Annotated in this window: 16 protein-coding genes and 1 pseudogene; 12 read left to right on the forward strand and 5 right to left on the reverse strand. The window is 70.6% G+C overall.

The features are described 5' to 3' along the window. Positions 1 to 162: 162 nt before the first annotated feature. Positions 163 to 1,388: pseudogene (locus ACQEV8_RS39830) on the forward strand (DUF418 domain-containing protein). A gap of 26 nt (positions 1,389 to 1,414) precedes the next feature. Here the strand turns inward: ACQEV8_RS39830 and ACQEV8_RS39835 are convergent. Both ACQEV8_RS39835 and nac read right to left on the reverse strand, forming a co-directional pair. Further along, a complete protein-coding gene (locus ACQEV8_RS39835; RefSeq protein WP_432970965.1) occupies positions 1,415 to 2,410 on the reverse strand; it encodes a 2-hydroxyacid dehydrogenase in 996 nt (331 codons plus the stop codon). Between the two features lie 91 nt (positions 2,411 to 2,501). Then, complete coding sequence (nac, locus tag ACQEV8_RS39840) at positions 2,502 to 3,419, reverse strand: nitrogen assimilation transcriptional regulator NAC (protein WP_432970968.1); 918 nt, start codon at positions 3,417 to 3,419, stop codon at positions 2,502 to 2,504. A gap of 255 nt (positions 3,420 to 3,674) precedes the next feature. Here nac and ACQEV8_RS39845 point away from each other — a divergent pair, with 255 nt between their 5' ends. From ACQEV8_RS39845 to ACQEV8_RS39875, 7 genes are all read left to right on the forward strand, one after another. Continuing rightward, positions 3,675 to 4,457: a LamB/YcsF family protein gene (locus ACQEV8_RS39845; protein ID WP_432970971.1), complete on the forward strand. Its 783-nt coding sequence runs from the start codon at positions 3,675 to 3,677 to the stop codon at positions 4,455 to 4,457. Position 4,458: 1 nt separating this feature from the next. Beyond that, positions 4,459 to 5,172, forward strand: a complete 714-nt coding sequence (locus tag ACQEV8_RS39850) for a 5-oxoprolinase subunit B family protein (RefSeq protein WP_432970974.1) — start codon at positions 4,459 to 4,461, stop codon at positions 5,170 to 5,172. Then, positions 5,165 to 6,151: a biotin-dependent carboxyltransferase family protein gene (locus ACQEV8_RS39855; RefSeq protein ID WP_432970977.1), complete on the forward strand. Its 987-nt coding sequence runs from the start codon at positions 5,165 to 5,167 to the stop codon at positions 6,149 to 6,151. Before ACQEV8_RS39850 ends, ACQEV8_RS39855 begins: the two co-directional genes overlap by 8 nt. 85 nt (positions 6,152 to 6,236) lie before the next feature. Beyond that, complete coding sequence (locus ACQEV8_RS39860) at positions 6,237 to 7,547, forward strand: MFS transporter (protein ID WP_432970980.1); 1,311 nt, start codon at positions 6,237 to 6,239, stop codon at positions 7,545 to 7,547. Positions 7,548 to 7,594: 47 nt separating this feature from the next. Beyond that, the gene (locus ACQEV8_RS39865) at positions 7,595 to 8,338 is read left to right on the forward strand and encodes an SDR family oxidoreductase (protein WP_432970983.1); all 744 of its coding nucleotides are present in this window, start codon (positions 7,595 to 7,597) and stop codon (positions 8,336 to 8,338) included. 4 nt (positions 8,339 to 8,342) lie between these two features. Beyond that, on the forward strand, positions 8,343 to 9,581 hold the full coding sequence (locus ACQEV8_RS39870) for an aspartate transaminase (protein WP_432970986.1): 1,239 nt from the start codon (positions 8,343 to 8,345) through the stop codon (positions 9,579 to 9,581). 9 nt (positions 9,582 to 9,590) lie between these two features. Continuing rightward, a complete protein-coding gene (locus tag ACQEV8_RS39875; RefSeq protein ID WP_432970989.1) occupies positions 9,591 to 10,265 on the forward strand; it encodes a 4-carboxy-4-hydroxy-2-oxoadipate aldolase/oxaloacetate decarboxylase in 675 nt (224 codons plus the stop codon). A gap of 15 nt (positions 10,266 to 10,280) precedes the next feature. On the opposite strand, the gene ACQEV8_RS39880 is transcribed toward ACQEV8_RS39875, so the two are convergent. Further along, positions 10,281 to 10,736 carry an ATP-binding protein gene (locus ACQEV8_RS39880; protein WP_432970992.1) on the reverse strand — a complete coding sequence of 152 codons (456 nt, stop codon included), beginning with the start codon at positions 10,734 to 10,736 and terminating at the stop codon, positions 10,281 to 10,283. 167 nt (positions 10,737 to 10,903) lie between these two features. On the opposite strand from ACQEV8_RS39880, the gene ACQEV8_RS39885 reads away from it, so the two are divergent. The 4 genes from ACQEV8_RS39885 to ACQEV8_RS39900 all read left to right on the forward strand — a co-directional run bounded on the left by ACQEV8_RS39885 (position 10,904) and on the right by ACQEV8_RS39900 (position 14,154). Then, positions 10,904 to 11,269, forward strand: coding sequence for an STAS domain-containing protein (locus ACQEV8_RS39885; protein WP_432970995.1), 366 nt, complete (start codon positions 10,904 to 10,906; stop codon positions 11,267 to 11,269). Beyond that, positions 11,266 to 12,144, forward strand: a complete 879-nt coding sequence (locus tag ACQEV8_RS39890; RefSeq protein ID WP_432970998.1) for an alpha/beta fold hydrolase — start codon at positions 11,266 to 11,268, stop codon at positions 12,142 to 12,144. The genes ACQEV8_RS39885 and ACQEV8_RS39890 overlap by 4 nt, the downstream gene beginning before the upstream one ends. A gap of 111 nt (positions 12,145 to 12,255) precedes the next feature. Then, on the forward strand, positions 12,256 to 12,867 hold the full coding sequence (locus tag ACQEV8_RS39895; RefSeq protein WP_432971001.1) for a hypothetical protein: 612 nt from the start codon (positions 12,256 to 12,258) through the stop codon (positions 12,865 to 12,867). Between the two features lie 102 nt (positions 12,868 to 12,969). Beyond that, positions 12,970 to 14,154 carry a Rieske 2Fe-2S domain-containing protein gene (locus ACQEV8_RS39900; protein WP_432971004.1) on the forward strand — a complete coding sequence of 395 codons (1,185 nt, stop codon included), beginning with the start codon at positions 12,970 to 12,972 and terminating at the stop codon, positions 14,152 to 14,154. An 88-nt stretch (positions 14,155 to 14,242) separates the two neighbouring features. Here the strand turns inward: ACQEV8_RS39900 and ACQEV8_RS39905 are convergent, their stop codons facing one another. Together ACQEV8_RS39905 and ACQEV8_RS39910 are read right to left on the reverse strand one after the other, a co-directional pair. Further along, on the reverse strand, positions 14,243 to 14,656 hold the full coding sequence (locus tag ACQEV8_RS39905; RefSeq protein ID WP_432971007.1) for an SRPBCC family protein: 414 nt from the start codon (positions 14,654 to 14,656) through the stop codon (positions 14,243 to 14,245). 112 nt (positions 14,657 to 14,768) lie between these two features. Beyond that, positions 14,769 to 16,265 (reverse strand): MFS transporter, encoded by a 1,497-nt coding sequence (locus ACQEV8_RS39910; RefSeq protein ID WP_432971010.1) that lies wholly within the window; start codon positions 16,263 to 16,265, stop codon positions 14,769 to 14,771. Positions 16,266 to 16,338: the final 73 nt, after the last annotated feature.

The following is a 16,338-nucleotide window of genomic DNA, read 5'->3' on the forward strand; positions in this document are numbered from 1 at the left end:
GTGCCGATCGTCACCGGTCACCACCGTAGAGCGTGAAATGCCGTGTGCGGTGGTGCGGCGGGACCCTCCCGCCGGTCGGGGGAGTGAACCCGCCGTCCGGCGGGGCCGGGCCGGACACCTGCCGGATAGTCCCAGCTCAGGCCGATCCCGAGCCTGGAGAGCATGACCCAGAAAGCAGACGACACGGTGCTCGCGGCGCCGCCCGCCGCCCGGTCGGAAACCACCGCGAGTGGACGAGCCTCGACGGGACGCCTCATCGGAGTGGACCTCGCCCGGGGCTCGCGGTCTTCGGGATGTACGCGGCCCACGTCGGCCCCGACCCCTCCGAGGGCGGAACGACCGGCTTCCTCATGGAACTGGCCCACGGCCGGGCCTCCGCGCTCTTCGCCTTCCTGGCCGGCTTCTCGATCATGCTGATCACCGGCCGCCGCACCCCGAAGACGGGCCGGGCGGGCCGTCAGGCGGTCGCCAAGGTCGTGATCCGGGCGCTGGTGCTGCTGGTCCTCGGCACCGTACTCACGCTCACCGATACGCCGGTCGAGGTGATCCTCGCCTTCTACGGCCTGTACTTCCTGCTGGTCCTGCCGCTGTACCGGCTGAGCGCCCGCCCGCTGGCGATCATCGCCGCGGCCGGGGCCCTGATCCTTCCCCAGATCCTGTACGTCGTCCAGGGCGCCCTGCACTCCGGCGAGAGGGGCGGTCCCGGCGGCATCTGGACCTGGCCCGCGGATGCCGACGGCATCGTCTCGCTGCTGTTCACCGGCAGTTACCCCGCTCTGACCTGGATCCCCTTCGTGATCGCCGGCATGGCCGTGGCCCGCCTCGACCTGGCCGCCACCGCCGTACGCATACGCCTGGCCCTCACCGGCTTCGCGCTCGCTCTGCTCGGGTACGGCGGCTCCTGGCTGGCCCTGCACCTGGTGCCCGGAGCCCTGCCGGCGATCAGTGCCTCCGGCTGGGGCGAGGGCGGTTCGGCCGCGTCCGCCTGGTGGTCCGACACCTGGGGCTACCCCGGCGGCGACACCCCGGTCGCCCTCCTCGTGGCCTCCCCGCACAGCGAGACCACCCTCTCGATCATCGCCAACGCCGGTGTGGCGATCGCGGTCCTCGTCGGCTGTCTCGCTGCCGTCGACGCCTCCCCGCGCTTCCACCGGATCGCCCGACCGGTGATCGCGGTCGGCACGATGTCCCTGACCGCGTACGTCTTCCACGTCGTCGGCATCCGTTTCCTCGGCATCGAGGAACTCCCCGGATCCCCGCCGCACGTGCTGCTCGGGTTCATCGCCGCCGTGACCGTGCTCGCGACGCTGTGGTCCCGGTTCTTCCGGCGAGGTCCCTTGGAGTGGCTGCTAGGAAAGGCCACCAAGCCGGCCGGACTGGTCCGCTGAGAGTCGGCGATCGAGGGGGAGGCCGGTCAGGGCTGCCGGGCGACGTCGCCCGGCACCGCCGGGCTGCCCGGCAGAGGCGTCCGGGCGGGGCGTTCGGCCAGGACGTCGAGGATGTTGTCGACCGCCAGGTCGACCATGGCGGCCCGGGTTGCCTCGGTGGCCGAGCCGATGTGGGGGAGCGTGACCACGTTCGGTTCGGCGACCAGTGGTGACAACTCCGCTCCCATCGGCTCGCGTTCGAAGACGTCGAGTCCGGCGGAGTGCAGTCGCCCCTCCCGGACGGCGCGCAGCACGGCCTCCTCGTCGACGACACCGCCGCGAGAGGTGCTGACCAGCGTGGCCGTGGGCTTCATCGCGGCCAGTTCGCGGGCCGAGATGAGGTGCCGGGTCTCCTCGGTGAGCGGGACGTGCAGCGACACGATGTCGGACTCGGCCAGCAGCGTGGCCAGTTCCACCGAGGCCGACAGGTCGTCGTCGGGGGCGTAGGGGTCGTGGTGGAGCACGCGCATGCCGAATCCATGGGCCCGGCGGGCCACCGCGCGGCCGATCTGACCGTATCCGACCAGGCCGAGGGTGGCGCCGTGGATGTCCAGACCGAGGTAGTCGTGCATCCGGAACAGGCCCCAGGAGCCCGACGCCAGGCTCACTGAGGCGGCGCCGATCCGCCGGCGGGCGGCGAGGATCAGGGCGAAGGTGAGGTCGGCGGTGGTCTCCGCGAGCACGCGCGGGGTGTGGGTGACGACGATGCCGCGCTCGGCGGCGGCGGCCCGGTCGACGTTGTCGAAGCCCATGCTCGCAAGGGCGATGACCCGCAGGGAGGGGCCGGCGGCGTCCATCAGCGCGCCGTCCACCGGGTCGTTGCCCAGGGCCAGAACGCCGGCCACTCCGGGTGCGAGCGCGGCCAGATCCGCGGGGCCGGGCCTGCCGTCGCCGGGCCAGGCCACCAAATCCGCTGCCCCGGCCAAACGATCCAGGCCGTTGCCGGGCAGGTTTTCACGGGTGGTGAGCACACGCTTCTTCATTCATGTCTCCAGGGCAGCGATTTTCGCAGAAAACTAGCTGCGACTGCCACCGGAAACAAATAGATGTTTCGTGTGACGCTATTGCGGTTCCTTATTCTTCGTGCGGTGTCTCGTCAAAGGCCGTGATGAGTTCCAGGAACAGGTCGTGGACCGCCAGGGCGGGTTCCGAGAGGGGCTGGTTGTCCGAGGTCACCAGGGACAGCTTCACCTGGATCACGGGATGGACGATGCGCCGCACCGACAGGGAGCGGACGTCGAGGATGGCGCGCGCGGCCGACCAGGGCAGGACGGTGGCGCCGAGGCCCGCGTCCACGGCGTTGACGAGCGTCAGGGCGGACTCGACCTCGCCCGCCACGTTCGGCAGGAGCGAGGCCTGCTGGAAGGCGGCGTCCACCACCTGCCGGATCGTGTGGATACGGCTCGGCAGCAGCAGCGGCACGTCCTTGAGCTCGTCCAGATCCACCTCGCCCGCCTTGTGCGGTGTTGTGTCCCCGGGCGCGCCGATCAGGAACAGATCCTCCGTCCGCAGCGGCTCGAACTGCACTCCCCGCAGCGGGCCGGCCCCGTAGATGAACGCCATGTCCATCCGCCCGGTCATGATGGCCTCGCTGATCACACCGCCGAAGTTCTCGTTGATGTGCAGCAGGATGTCCGGGTAGCGCTCGCGCACGCTCTTCAGCAGCGGCAGCGCGAGCGCCGCGCCCAGGCTGTACGGCGCGAGACCCACGGACACGCTGCCGGCGGGAGCCCGGCCGGAGACCTCCACGGCGGCGTGCGCGAGGTCCACCTGCCTCAGGATCAGCTGGGCGTGCCGGTACAGAGCCCGGCCCGCCTCGGTCGGGGCCACCCCGCGTTTGCTGCGGATCAGCAACTGCTGCCCGAACTGCGCCTCCAGCGCGGACAGCTGCTGGCTGAGCGCGGGCTGGGCGATGTGCAGGATGTCGGCCGCGCGCGTGATGCTCCCCGCGTCAATGATCTTGATGAACGAGTACAGACGCCTGGTGTCCATGTGGGGCCTTCCACGGGGAGCGGAGCCTCATCGTAGGGAGGGCCCAGCTCGAAGCACACCCCGAGAGGGGTCGGGGTGTGAGACAGGTCATAACAGTTCGCGATAACGCCAGATCGAACGCATATTGGCGGTCGAGCGAGCAGGGGATTAAGTTGAGCGGAACATTCAGCCAGGATGCATTTCGGGATATCACCGAGACGTGATCGAATTCCCCTTCCTCGCATTGTCCTTCCCCATATCCTCCCGGAGGACTTCATGACCCCCATGGTTGATCTCGTCGCCGACCTCGGCGAGGGGTTCGGCGCCTACGCAATGGGCGACGACGAAGCCCTCCTGGAAATGCTGACATCCGCCAACGTCGCCTGCGGATTCCATGCCGGTGATCCGCGCATCATGGACGCCACCGTCCGGACCTGCGTGCAGAACCGGGTCGCCGTGGGCGCCCACCCGAGCTTTCCCGACCTGGTCGGCTTCGGCCGCCGCGCCATGGACCTCACGCCCGAGGAGGTCCGCACCGACGTGCTCTACCAGATCGGCGCCCTCCAGGCCTTCGCCGTCGCGCACGGCACCCGGGTGCAGCACGTCGCCCCGCACGGACGCCTGGGCAACCTGGTTGCCGTACGCGCCGACTACGCCCGTGCCGTCGTGGACGCCGTCGCCTCCCTCGACGAGTCGCTGATCGTCCTCGCGCAGGACGGTGAGCTCGCCGACGCCGCTCGCGCCTGCGGACTGCGCGTGGGCATCGTCGGCATCGCCGACCGCGCCTACCGCGACGACGGGACCCTCGTCCCCCGCTCCGAGCCCGGAGCGGTCATCCACGACCCGGGCGAGGTGGCCCGGCGGACCCTGCGCATGGTCACCGAGGGAGTCGTCCGCAGCGCCGACGGCAAGGACATCCCGGTCGCCTGCGACACCGTCCTGCTGCACGGCGACAGCCCCGGAGCGATCGCGCTGGCCGGCCGCATCCGCGAGGAACTCCTCGCCGCCGGTGTCGAGATCACCTCGCTCGACAAGGTGCTGAGCGGGACGGGCGCCTGACATGAACGGCAACATCACGATCACGGACTGCGGTGACTCCGCCCTGACGGTCAGAGCCGTGGGCCTGGAAGCCGAGGACGCCTGGCGGCTCGTCCACGCGCTGGCCGACGCCCTGGACGCGGTCCGGCTCCCCGGAGTCCACGACGTGGTGCCCACCTATGACGCCCTGCTCGTGGAATTCGACTCCACCGGCACCGGCCACGACACCGTCCGGCGGATCGTGGCGCACGAGGCCGCCCGCCTCGGACCCGACCCCGCGCCGGCCACACCGCCACGACGCTTCGTCGTACCCGTCGTCTACGGCGGCGAGCACGGGCCCGACCTGCCCGAGGTCGCCCGCGGGCTCGGCCTGACCGAGAGCGAGGTCGTCGCCCTGCACTCCGGGAGCGACCTCACCGTGCGCTGCCTCGGCGCGCCCGCCGGGGCGCCGATGACGGACGGCCCCCCCTTCCCGAAACCCGTACCACGGCTGGCGTCGCCCCGCACACACGTCGACCCCGGCGCGGTCGCCGTCGCCGGACGGCAGGCCGTCATCTGCCCGATGCCCTCGCCCGGCGGCTGGCCGCTTCTGGGGCGCACCCCGGTCCGCGTCCTCGACCTGCACAGCGACCCGATCACCGCCTACCGGCCCGGGGACACCTTCCGCTTCGTCCCCATCACCCCCGACGAGTGGGACGACCACGCCGGCACCTCCCTGGCGGCCTGCCATGGCTGACACCCTCACGATCCGCACCGCCGGCATCGTCACCGTGCAGGACCTCGGCCGCGTCGGCCGATCCCGCTACGGTCTGCCCGCCGGGGGAGCCGCCGACCAGCACTCGGCGCGCGTCGCCAACGTCCTGTGCGGCAACGACGACCGCGCCCCGCTGCTGGAGATCACGGCCTTCGACTTCGCGTGCGTGCCCTCCGCCGACATCCTCGTCGCCGTGACCGGCGCCCCCGCCGACGTGACCGTCGAGGGAGGCGTCCGCCCCCAGTGGGAACCGGTCTCCGTGTGCGCCGGCGAGACCCTTCGCGTCTCCGGCATCCGGCGAGGACTGCGCGTCTACCTGGCCGTGCTCGGCTCGTTCGAGGCCGACTACCTCCAGGGCAGCTGCGCCCCCGACACCATCCTGGGCTTCGGCCCCGCCCTGAGCGGCGGCGACGAACTCGTGCTGCGCGCGGCCTGCCCGCCCCTCGACCACCCCCTCACACGGATCCCCCTGTTCCGTCTGAACGCCCCCGTCCCTTTGTTCCCCGCCAGCTGGACGATCGACGTCACCGACGGCCCCGACCGGGCCGAGTTCAAAGACACCGCGAGCCGGCTGTTCGAGGCTCCCTTCACCGTCAGCCCGCGCAGCAACCACATCGGCCTGCGACTGCAGGGCGACGTACCCCGCCGCGTCACCCAGGGGGAGATCCTCTCCCGCGGCGTCCCCATCGGCGCCGTCGAAGTGCCGGCGGGGGACGAACTCCTCGTGCTGCACCGCGGCCGCGGCGTCACGGCCGGCTACCCCGTGTTGGCCGTCGTCACCGCCACCGGTCTGTCCGCACTCGGGCAGGTACGCCCCGGGCAGACCATCCGCTTCCGCCACCGCACCCTCGACCAGGCGGTCACCGCCCACCGCGCCCAGCGGGGCGCCGTCGACGCACTGCGCACCCGCGTCCGCACCGCCTTCGACGCCTTGCGCATCCGCGCCCCCGACACGGCCTGACACTCAGCCCCCAGCCGCCCCCTCTCGCCCGCCCGCACGGAGCCCCCGCCTCTCGTCCTCAGCCCGCCGCAAGACAGGAGACGCCATGACCACCATGGCCGCTCAACCCCTCCCCAACACCGTCGACCCGAGAACAGCCCGGAAGGTCACCCTCGCGGGATGCGTCGGCATCTTCGCCGAGCTCTACGACAACGGCATCTTCGGCTTCATGGCCGGCACGCTCGCCGCCGTCTTCTTCCCCGGCTCCGACGACGCCGTCATGCTCGTCTTCCTCGGGTACGCCGTCTCCTTCTTCTTCCGCCCCCTCGGCGGCATCATCTGCGGCCATCTCGGCGACCGCATCGGACGCCAGCGGATGCTGGTCTTCGTCATCATGCTCATCAGCGTCGCCACCGCGGCCATCGGCCTCCTGCCCACCTACGCGAGCATCGGCATCGCCGCACCGGTTCTGCTGATCCTGCTGCGCGTCGCCCAGGGCTTCTCCGTCGGCGGCGAGGCGTCGGGCGCGATGAGCTTCCTCGCCGAGCACGCCCCGGAGGGCAAGCGCGGCCTCTACACCAGCTACGCGCAGATCGCCTCCTTCCTCTCCCTGCTCACCGGCACGCTGGTCGCCGCCGCCATGACCAGCGGACTCGGCGACGAGCGCATGGAGTCCTGGGGCTGGCGCATACCGTTCCTGCTCGCCGTGCCGCTCGGCATCACCGGCATCTACATCCGCAAGCGCATCAGCGACACGCCCAACTTCAACCGCCTGAAGGAACAGGGCGGCCTGTCCAAGAACCCCCTGAAGGAGGCGTTCTCCTCCGCCGAGCACCGCCGCGCCATGCTGCTGGCCCTGTTCATCCCCCTGATGAACGGCTCCGGGTACTACGTCCTGTTCAGCTACATGCCCACCTTCATGAGCAGCGAGCTCGACTTCGGCAAGGTCCAGGGGCTGCTCGTCACCGCCTCCAGCCTGGTCGCGATCTGTATCGCCATTCCCTACATGGGCCGTCTCTCCGACCGGATCGGACGCAAGAAGGTCATCGCCGGCTCGGCGATCGCCATGGCCCTCGTCGGCATCCCCTGTTACCTGCTGATCGGCACCGGCAACCTCGCCCTCGCCGTCGTCGGCGCCTGTGTCATGGCCGTCGTGTTCGCCGGGCACACCGGCGTCATCCACATCCTGCTCGTCGAACTGTTCCCCACCCGTGTGCGCTACTCCGCCTACGGCCTGGGCTACAACGTCTCCTCCGCCCTCTTCGGCGGCACGGCCCCGCTGCTGATGACCTACCTCATCGCCCGGACGGGCAACGTCAACATGCCGGCCTTCTACGCCGTCGTCACCGCCCTCGGCACCCTCATCGCCGTGTCCCGGGTGAAGGACCGCGCCCACCTGCCCCTGCGCGACGCCTGACAGACCCACGCACCCGCACACCCCTCACTCCCAAGGAGCGCAGCAGCATGCCCATCTCCGACTACAGGACGGCCCTCGTCACCGGAGCGTCGACCGGCATCGGAGCCGTGGTCGTCGAGCGACTCGCCAAGCACGGCCTCGAGGTTCACGCGGTGGCGCGCAACGCCGAACGGCTCGACGCCCTCGCCCGCGACACCGGTTGCATCCCGCACGCCGTCGACATCACCGACACCGAGGCGCTCACCGCCGCGCTGGCCGGCCTGGAGATCGACGTCCTCGTCAACAACGCCGGCGTCTCGCGCACCGGCAACATCCTGACCGCCGACGAGTTCGCCGTGGACGAGCAGGTCGCCGTCAACATCCAGGCCGTTCTGCACCTGGTCCGTCTGCTCATGCCCGGAATGGTCGAGCGAGACCGCGGCCACATCGTCAACATCAGCTCCATCGCCGGCGTCTACAACTTCGGCGGCAACACCATCTACCACGCCACCAAGGCCGCCGTGCACACCCTCTCCCGCCAGCTGCGGGTCGACGGCTACGGCCGCCGGGTCCGCGTCACCGAGATCTGCCCCGGGCGCGTGGAGACGGAGATCTTCGGCCGCCTGCTCGGCGACATGGAGGAGGCCCAGCGGCGGTTCTACGACGGCTACGAGTCCCTCAAGCCCGAGGACATCGCCGACTCCATCGAGTTCGCCGTCGGCTCGCCCCGGCACGTCAACATCGGACACGTCGAGATCCTGCCCACCTTCCAGGTCCCCGGCGGCCTCAACTTCGAGCGCAGGGAGGGCTGATCCCATGGACACGGCAGAGCGGGTACGCCGTATCAAGCCCTCGCCCAGCACGGCGGCCGCCCAGCGCGTACGCGAACTCAAGAGCCAGGGCCACACCGTCCTCGATCTGACCGTGGGCGAGCCCGACTTCGACACCCCCGACCACATCAAGGCCGCCGCGATCGAGGCCATCGAGGCGGGCGAGACCAAGTACACCCCCGTGAACGGCACTCCGAGCCTGCGCGCCGCGATCACCGGCAAGCTCCGCGAGCGCCACGGGCTGGAGTGCACCGACGCGCGGATCGCGGTCGGCGGCGGAGCCAAGCAGGTCATCTTCCTCGCCCTGATGGCCACCCTGGACGAAGGGGACGAGGTCATCGTCCCCGCCCCGTACTGGGTGTCCTATCCGGACATGGTCCGCGCGAACGACGGCACCCCGGTCGTCGTCGACTGCCCCGAGGCGGACGGCTTCAAGCTCACTCCGCAGCGGCTCGGGGCGGCGATCACCGAGCGCACCCGCTGGGTCGTCCTCAACACCCCAGGCAACCCGACCGGATCCGCCTACACCAAAGCCGAACTGCGGGCGCTCGCCCAGGTGCTGCTCGACCATCCGCGGGTGAGCGTCCTCACCGACGAGATCTACGACGAGATCTGGTACCGCGAGGAGCAGGCCCCGTCCCTGGCCGCCGTCGAGCCCCGCCTGGCCGATCGGGTGTTCCTCACCAACGGCGTCTCCAAGACGTACGCGATGACCGGCTGGCGCATCGGCTACGGCGTGGGCCCGGCGGACCTGGTGACCGCGATCAACACGCTGCAGTCCCAGACCTCCTCCTGCCCCTCCTCCGTGAGCCAGGCCGCCGCCGCTGCCGCGCTCACCGGACCGCAGGACTTCGTCCGGGAGACCGTGCGCGTCTACCGCGCCCGCCGTGACGCGACGGTGAAGCTCATCAACGACATTCCCGGTCTCGGCTGCACCGTCCCCGACGGCGGCTTCTACCTCCTGGTCGACTGCCAAGGCGCGATCGGGCGGTTCACCCCGTCGGGAAGCCGGATCGAGAACGACGAGGACTTCGCCCGCCACCTCCTCGACAGCGGGCAGGTGGCGGTGATCCACGGAGCCGCCTACGGAGCGCCCGGCTACTTCCGCATCTCGTTCGCCACGTCGACGGACGTGCTCACGGAGGCATGCGCGCGCATCGCGGCGGCCTGCGCCGACCTGTCCTCCGCTCCCTCCACCGTTCCCTCCGCCCTTCCCTCCGCCTGAGAGGTCGTCATGATCCGCGTCAGCACGAAGTTCGATCGGCCGGACGCTGTTCTGGTCGAGCAGCTGCGGGCCTTCTCCTCGGCCACCATCCACGAGGCACAGGGCCGGCTCGGCGCGCTGGACTCGGTCATCAAGCCGGTCGACCACCGCATGTCCCTGTGCGGCCCCGCCTTCACGGTCCAGTGCGCGCCCCGCGACAACCTGATGCTGCAGACCGCCATCGCCTACGCCCGCCCGGGAGACGTCATCGTCGTCTCTGCCGGCGCCTACGAGGAGGCGGGCTCCTTCGGGGACGTCCTCGCCAACGCCTGCCGGTCCAAGGGGCTCGGCGGCCTGATCACCGACACGGGCGTGAGGGACACCGAGGACCTGCGCGCCCTTGGGTTCCCTGTCTTCTCCCGCAGCATCTCCATCAAGGGCACGGTCAAGGAGACCGTCGGACCGATGTGCGAGCCCGTCACCGTCGGCGGTGTGCTCGTCCGCCCCGGTGACGTGATGCGGGCCGACGCCGACGGCGTGGTCGTCGTCCGCCGCGAGGACGCCGCCGAGGTGGCCGCCGCCTCCCAGCAGCGGGTCGACACCGAGGCGGACTACATCGCCGCGTACCGCGCGGGCAGGACCGTCATCGACATCTGCGGGCTCGAACCGCTGCTTGCGGCGAAGGGGCTGGTGATCGAGGAGTAGGGAGGGGCGTGCCGGTCAGGGCCTCGTGTCGGTCAGGGAGATACGGGCGGTGATGCGCTTGCCGACCGGTTGCCGTTCGATGTCGAGGTCCTCGGCGACGGCCTTGACGATCTCCAGACCGTGCTGGCCGACACGGTCGGGGTCGGCGGCCCGGGCCGCGGGCACGGCGGGGTCGCTGTCCCACACGACCACCTCCACCGCCGTGCCCGAAACGCGCAGCTCCATGAGGACGGGGCCCGGGGCGTACTTCCGGGAGTTGGTGACCAGCTCGCTGACGACCAGCTGGGTCAGGTCCATGGCACGCGGGGAAACGTCCAGGACGTGCTCGTCCCGGAGCCGGGTGAGGAAGTCGGCCGCGTGATGCCGGGCCTGCGCGATGCAGCCGTCGTCCCCGCCCAGGGCGTAGCCGACCTGCGTCGGCTGGGCGCCGGGCTCGTTACGGTCCCCATCGGGTTGCGGCTCCAACAGCATCGTCCTTCTACTCCCCGTTCACGCACGTGCGTGTACCCCTCACTTTGTCATGCATGCCACGGGCGTGTTGTTCGGCACAGTCGATCGGATGCGTCCGGCCGGGAGAGTGCGGCACAATCGTCGGCACAGACGTTGCACGGGGCAGCCCAGGCGCAGTTGAGGAGACGGTGACCGACAACCAGGGGACGAGCCGGCCGGACCGGCTGTCCATCGAACACTCCACCGTCGACGGCATCCGCGTCGTGACCCTGCGCGGCGAGATCGACCACGGAGTCAAGGACACATTGCAGCAAGCCCTGCTGCCCCGGGAAGGCGATGGCGGGGAGCCTCGGATCGTGGCGGACCTCAGCGGAGTGACCTTCATCGACTCCAGCGGTATCAACGTCTTCATCCACACCCATCAGCGTGCCGACGCCGCTCAGGGCTGGCTGCGCCTGGCCGGGGTCCGGGGATCGGTGCTGCGGGTCGTCCAGCTCGTCGGCCTGGACGCCATCGTGGCCTGCCACTCCACCGTCGAGGAGGCTCTGACATGAGCGGACCGGGGCAGCCGACGTTCGTGCTGGTCCACGGAGCCTTCGCGAACTCCTTCTCCTTCGCTCCGCTCCAGGCCGAACTCGGCCTCCTCGGGCACCGCTCGGTCGCCGTCGACCTGCCCGGCCACGGATTCGGAGCGACCTACACCCGCGCCTACCAGGCGCCGCAGGATCTCTTGGGGCTCGCCGGCGCGCCCGGCTCCATCAAGGGTGTGACGCTCGCCGACAACGCCGCGCACCTGATCGGGATCCTGGAACGGGCCCAGCACCACGGCCCCGTGATCCTCGTCGCCCACAGCCGCGGCGGCATCACGGCCACGGCCGCGGCCAACGCGCGGCCGGACCTGATCGACCGCATCGTCTACGTCGCGGCCTGGTGCCCGGTCGATCTCGACGTCGGCGCCTACTACGCCGAGCCGGAGATGGCCACGGTCGACGTCGACGCGCTGGGTTCGGCGATGGCCGGGAACCCCGCCGAACTCGGCCTGCTCCGCGTCAACTTCCGCACCGCCGACGGGGACGCCCTCGCGGCGTTCAAGGCGGCCTTCCTCGCCGACGGCACCGACGAGGAGTTCCTGGCCTTCCTGAACACCTTCCAGCCCGACGAGAACCTGGACGCCGGCGCCCCGGCCGACCGGGCACAGGCCGCGACCTGGGGCCGCGTCCCGAAGACCTACGTTCGCCTGGCCGACGACGCGAGCATGCCTCTCGCCCTGCAGGACCGGCTGATCCGTGAGGGCGACCGGCTGACGCCGGACAACCCGTACGACGTCCGCACCCTCGAGGGCAGCCACCTGAAGTGGCTGGTCGACCCGGCGCCGGCGGCCCGGGTCCTGGGCGAACTCGCCATGCCTGTCGACGTCACGCCGTCATGAGTACGCGTACTCAGCAGGGCCCGCGAAACAACCGATCCGGTCGGCCGGTCGAGATGAGAGGGTCGCCGCATGCCCTCCTCAACATCCTTCCATCGGGCCCCTGTTGGCGCTGTGGGACTCGTCCTCGCAGCGATCGTGACCCTCACCGCCTGCGGTGATCTGCACGCCTCGGGCGCGACGGGCAGGTCCGACGGACCCTCGCCCACCGCTTCGGGACCCTCGCCCACCGCTTCCGGACCCTCGCCCACAGCTTCCGGAGCCTCGCCCAGTGCCGTCGGAGCCTCGCCCTACGTGGAGCCCGGGGCCGGTGACGGCGCCCCGCACTACAACGAGAACAACGGCCACCGCCGTCCGGGAGAGATGTCCCCGGCCCACGCGAAGGACGCCGAGCGGGAGGCCGATCGCATCAGGCCGGTGCTCGAACAGCTGTGGAAGCGGCGGACCTGGGACCCCGCGACGGTGCGCGAGGCCCTGCTCCGGCTCGGCTACGAGGAGGAGCGCGTCACACGGGACGGCAGGCGGCTCGGCGGGACGCTCACCGTCACCAAGATGTCCTCGCGCTGGAAGGACGACGGTTACGTGACGCCCGAGGGGGCGCAAGTCGCCCTTCGCGTTCACGACGACGCCTGCGTCATGGCGTTCGTCCAGAAGACGAACTTCTCGGCGGTGGCCAACGGCCCGTACCCGGAGAGCGGCTGCTTCGCTCCGCCCTTCGCGCACTGAACACGGAACTCACCCGTCCGCACGCGCTGGGCAAGGCGAGGCCGGGACGCGCCCTTCAGGATGGAGGAGCCCGGGACAGCCGTGTGCGTGCGAGGGAGAGGTATGACCGAGACCGACAGGGCCAGGACCTTCCCCGCCGAGGACGGAAACGGCCGGCCCTCGCCGCACTCCGACCCGGCTGCCGGCACGGTCGACCTCCGGCGCGTCGGCGCGCACCCCGATTTCTGGTACCCGGTCGCACTGTCCCGCAGCGTCCGGAGCAAGGGCGTGGTCGCGACGGCCTTCGCAGGCGAGCGCATCGCGCTCTACCGCGGGGAGAGCGGCACCGTGCACGCGCTGGAGGACCGGTGCGCGCACCGGCAGGTGCCGCTGAGCATGGGCGTCGTGGAGGGCGACACCCTCCGCTGCTGCTACCACGCCTGGGCCTACCGCGGTGACGGCCGCATCTCGCAGATCCCGTACCTGTCACGCGACGACGGCCGGCCGCCGCGCGGCGTGCGCGGCTACCCCGTCCGCGAGGCCTACGGCCTGGTGTTCGTGTTCCCGGGCGACCCGGACAAGGCGGCCGGCACCGCCCTGCCCGACCTTCCGGCCTTCGGCTCACCGCGCTACAAGACCATGACCTACTCCCGGACCGTGCGCTGCCACTACTCGTTCATGCACGAGAACCTGCTCGACATGAACCACCAGTTCCTCCACCGGGGCGTCGTCGGCAAGCTCCACCCCGAACTGCTGGAACACCGCACCGACGCGCGGTCGGTGGAGGCCCGCTACCTGTTCACCCACGCCGGGGGGAAGCGGAACCCAGGCGCCGGCCTGCTGGCCGCCGAGGGCATCAGGGGCAGCGACTCCAGCGACGTCATGACCGTCCGCACCGCCTACCCATACCAGACGCTCGACCTGGTCCCGGAGAACGCCGAGCGTCCCGCCTTCCGCCTCTGGGCCGCCTATGTGCCCGAGGACGCCGAGCAGCGCGTCTGCCACACCTACGGTCTGCTGATGATCGAGAAGCCCCGGGTGCCCGGCGCGCTTCAGCTGGCCTGGCCGTTCATCAGGCGCTTCACCGAGCGTGTGTTCGCCGAGGACCGCATGGCCGTCGAAGCGGAGCAGCGGGCCTGGGACGAGCAGGGCGAGGACCGCAATCACGAGGTGTTCTCCCTGATCCTGGACGTCCGCGAGGTGCTGCGCACCAATGGCGTCCCCATCCGTGCCCGAGCCGCCGCGTGTGGCACCGCCCGGACGTGCGACGGCCGGGCATCGGCGTTCGGCGCTCACCCGGCGGGTTGACGGAAGACCCGCCGTCCCCCCGTACGGCGGCCGTCCCCTCCCCGTACGGCGGCGCACTGCCTCCCGCGAGCCACAGCGCGTGCCGCCGTCAGCCGGCCGCGTGGTCGACGCGCAGCCGCACCTGCTCCTCCAGCCGCTCGAGGCTGGTGTCCAGCGCGTCGCCCGCGGCCCGCTCGCCGGGATCGTGGCCGGCGTCGAAGAACGACAGGTGCACCGTCACCTCGCTGGCTCCGCTGCCGAGGCCGGCGACCTGCAGCCATCCCGCGTAGCCGCCCTGCTCCCGGGTGCCCCACTCGATCCGCATCTGATCGCGCCGGGCGCGCAGCAGGGCGGAGGTGTCCTCGTCCGTGCGGTCCTCGTGCACGGTGACGGCGGGCAGTTCCTCGGCCCGCACATGCAGGGCTTCCGGCAGCCAGGTGTCCAGCCGTCCGACGTTCGCGGCCTCGTCGAAGACATGCTCGGGCTGTGCGGGCATCGTGCGGGAACGTTCGTACTCGGTCATCGCGGTACCTGCCTCGCCTAGGGGGCGTACAGCGCACCGCGTTCCCGGCCTGCCCCGCCCCAACCGCGAAAGACCCCGCCCGCACCTTGCGGACGGGGCCTTTTCGCGTCGGTCAGAACTTGGGCTGGGGCGACTGCGCCTGGACGAGTTCCGTCGCCTCCGCCTCCGTTTCCACGGACGGGGGCGAGCCCGCCAGGGGCTTGTTCGCCGTCTCCCGCATGCACAGCACGGCGATGACGCCGATGACGGCGGCACCCGTGGCGTAGTACGCCGGCATGAGAGTCGAGTCGAAAGCGCTGATCAGAGCAGTGATCACCAGAGGCGTCGTACCGCCGAAGAGCGAGGTCGCCAGGTTGTAGGCGACCGAGAGGGACCCGTAGCGGACGTGGGTCGGGAAGATCGCCGGGAGCGCCGCCGACATCGTTCCGAGCATCGTCACCAGGGACAGCCCCATCAGCAGCAGTCCGAGGGCGATGAGGAGAACACTGCCCTGCCGGATGAGCCAGAAGGACGGCAGCGAGAGGAAGAGGAAGCCGAGCATCCCCGTCATCAGCAGCGGCTTGCGCCCGAAGCGGTCCGACAGCCGCCCGACATGGTTGATGACGCACATCTGGAGAACCATCACCAGGAGCAGGATGAGCAGCCCGTGGTTGGTCCCGTAGCCCAGCTCGTCGGACAGGTACGTCGGCATGTACGACAACAGCATGTAGTCGTTGATGTTGTACGCCGCGACGAGCGCGAGGCACAGCAGCAGCGGCCGCCAGTACCGGGTGAAGATCCTGCCGAGGTCACCGGTGGCCGAGGTCTCCACGGAATCGGCGGCCTCGCTCGCCCTGACCTGTCCGCCCTCCAGCTTCTGGAAGGCGGGCGTCTCGTCCAGCTTCAGCCGCAGATAGAGGCCGATGAATCCGAGCGGCGCCGCCACCAGGAAGGGGATGCGCCAGCCCCACGCCAGCATCTCGTCCGCGCTGAGCACGCTGTTGAGTACGACGACGAGACCGGAGGCCCCGACATAGCCGCCGAGCGTGCCCAGCTCCAGGAAGCTGCCGAAGAAGCCACGCCTCTTGTCGGGCGCGTACTCCGCGATGAACGTCGAGGCGCCCCCGTACTCACCGCCGGTCGAGAAGCCCTGCACCAGCCGGAAGAAGATCAGCAGGGCCGGGGCCCACATGCCGATGACGTCGTGCGAGGGGACGAGGCCGATGGCGAAGGTCCCCACCGCCATCATGATCATCGTGAGGGAGAGGATGCGCTTGCGGCCGACCTTGTCGCCCAGCGGTCCGAAGACCATCCCGCCGAGCGGACGCACCAGGAAGGCCACCGCGAACGTCGCGAAGGAGCTGAGCAGCTGGGCCGTGTCGTTCCCGGACGGGAAGAAGACCTTCCCGATGGTCACGGCCAGATAGCTGTAGATCCCGAAGTCGTACCACTCCATCGCGTTGCCGAGGGCGGCGGCCTTCGTGGCGCGCTTGACCGCCGCATCGTCCGTCACCGTGATGTCGCTGCGGCGCAGCTTCGGGTGGCGTCGTTTCTCGATCGCCCGGAACAGAACCCGGTGGCGTCTCACAGCCGCGGGATCCACCGACTCGTCATTGTCGGGCGCCGCCATTACGTCGTTCCTTTCGCCGGTCGTTTTCCCAAGCACCACGCCTGCACAGTTCTCGGCCGCTCAAACGCTCGTT

The organism is Streptomyces sp. CA-179760 (assembly GCF_050937045.1).
GTDB lineage: Bacteria > Actinomycetota > Actinomycetes > Streptomycetales > Streptomycetaceae > Streptomyces.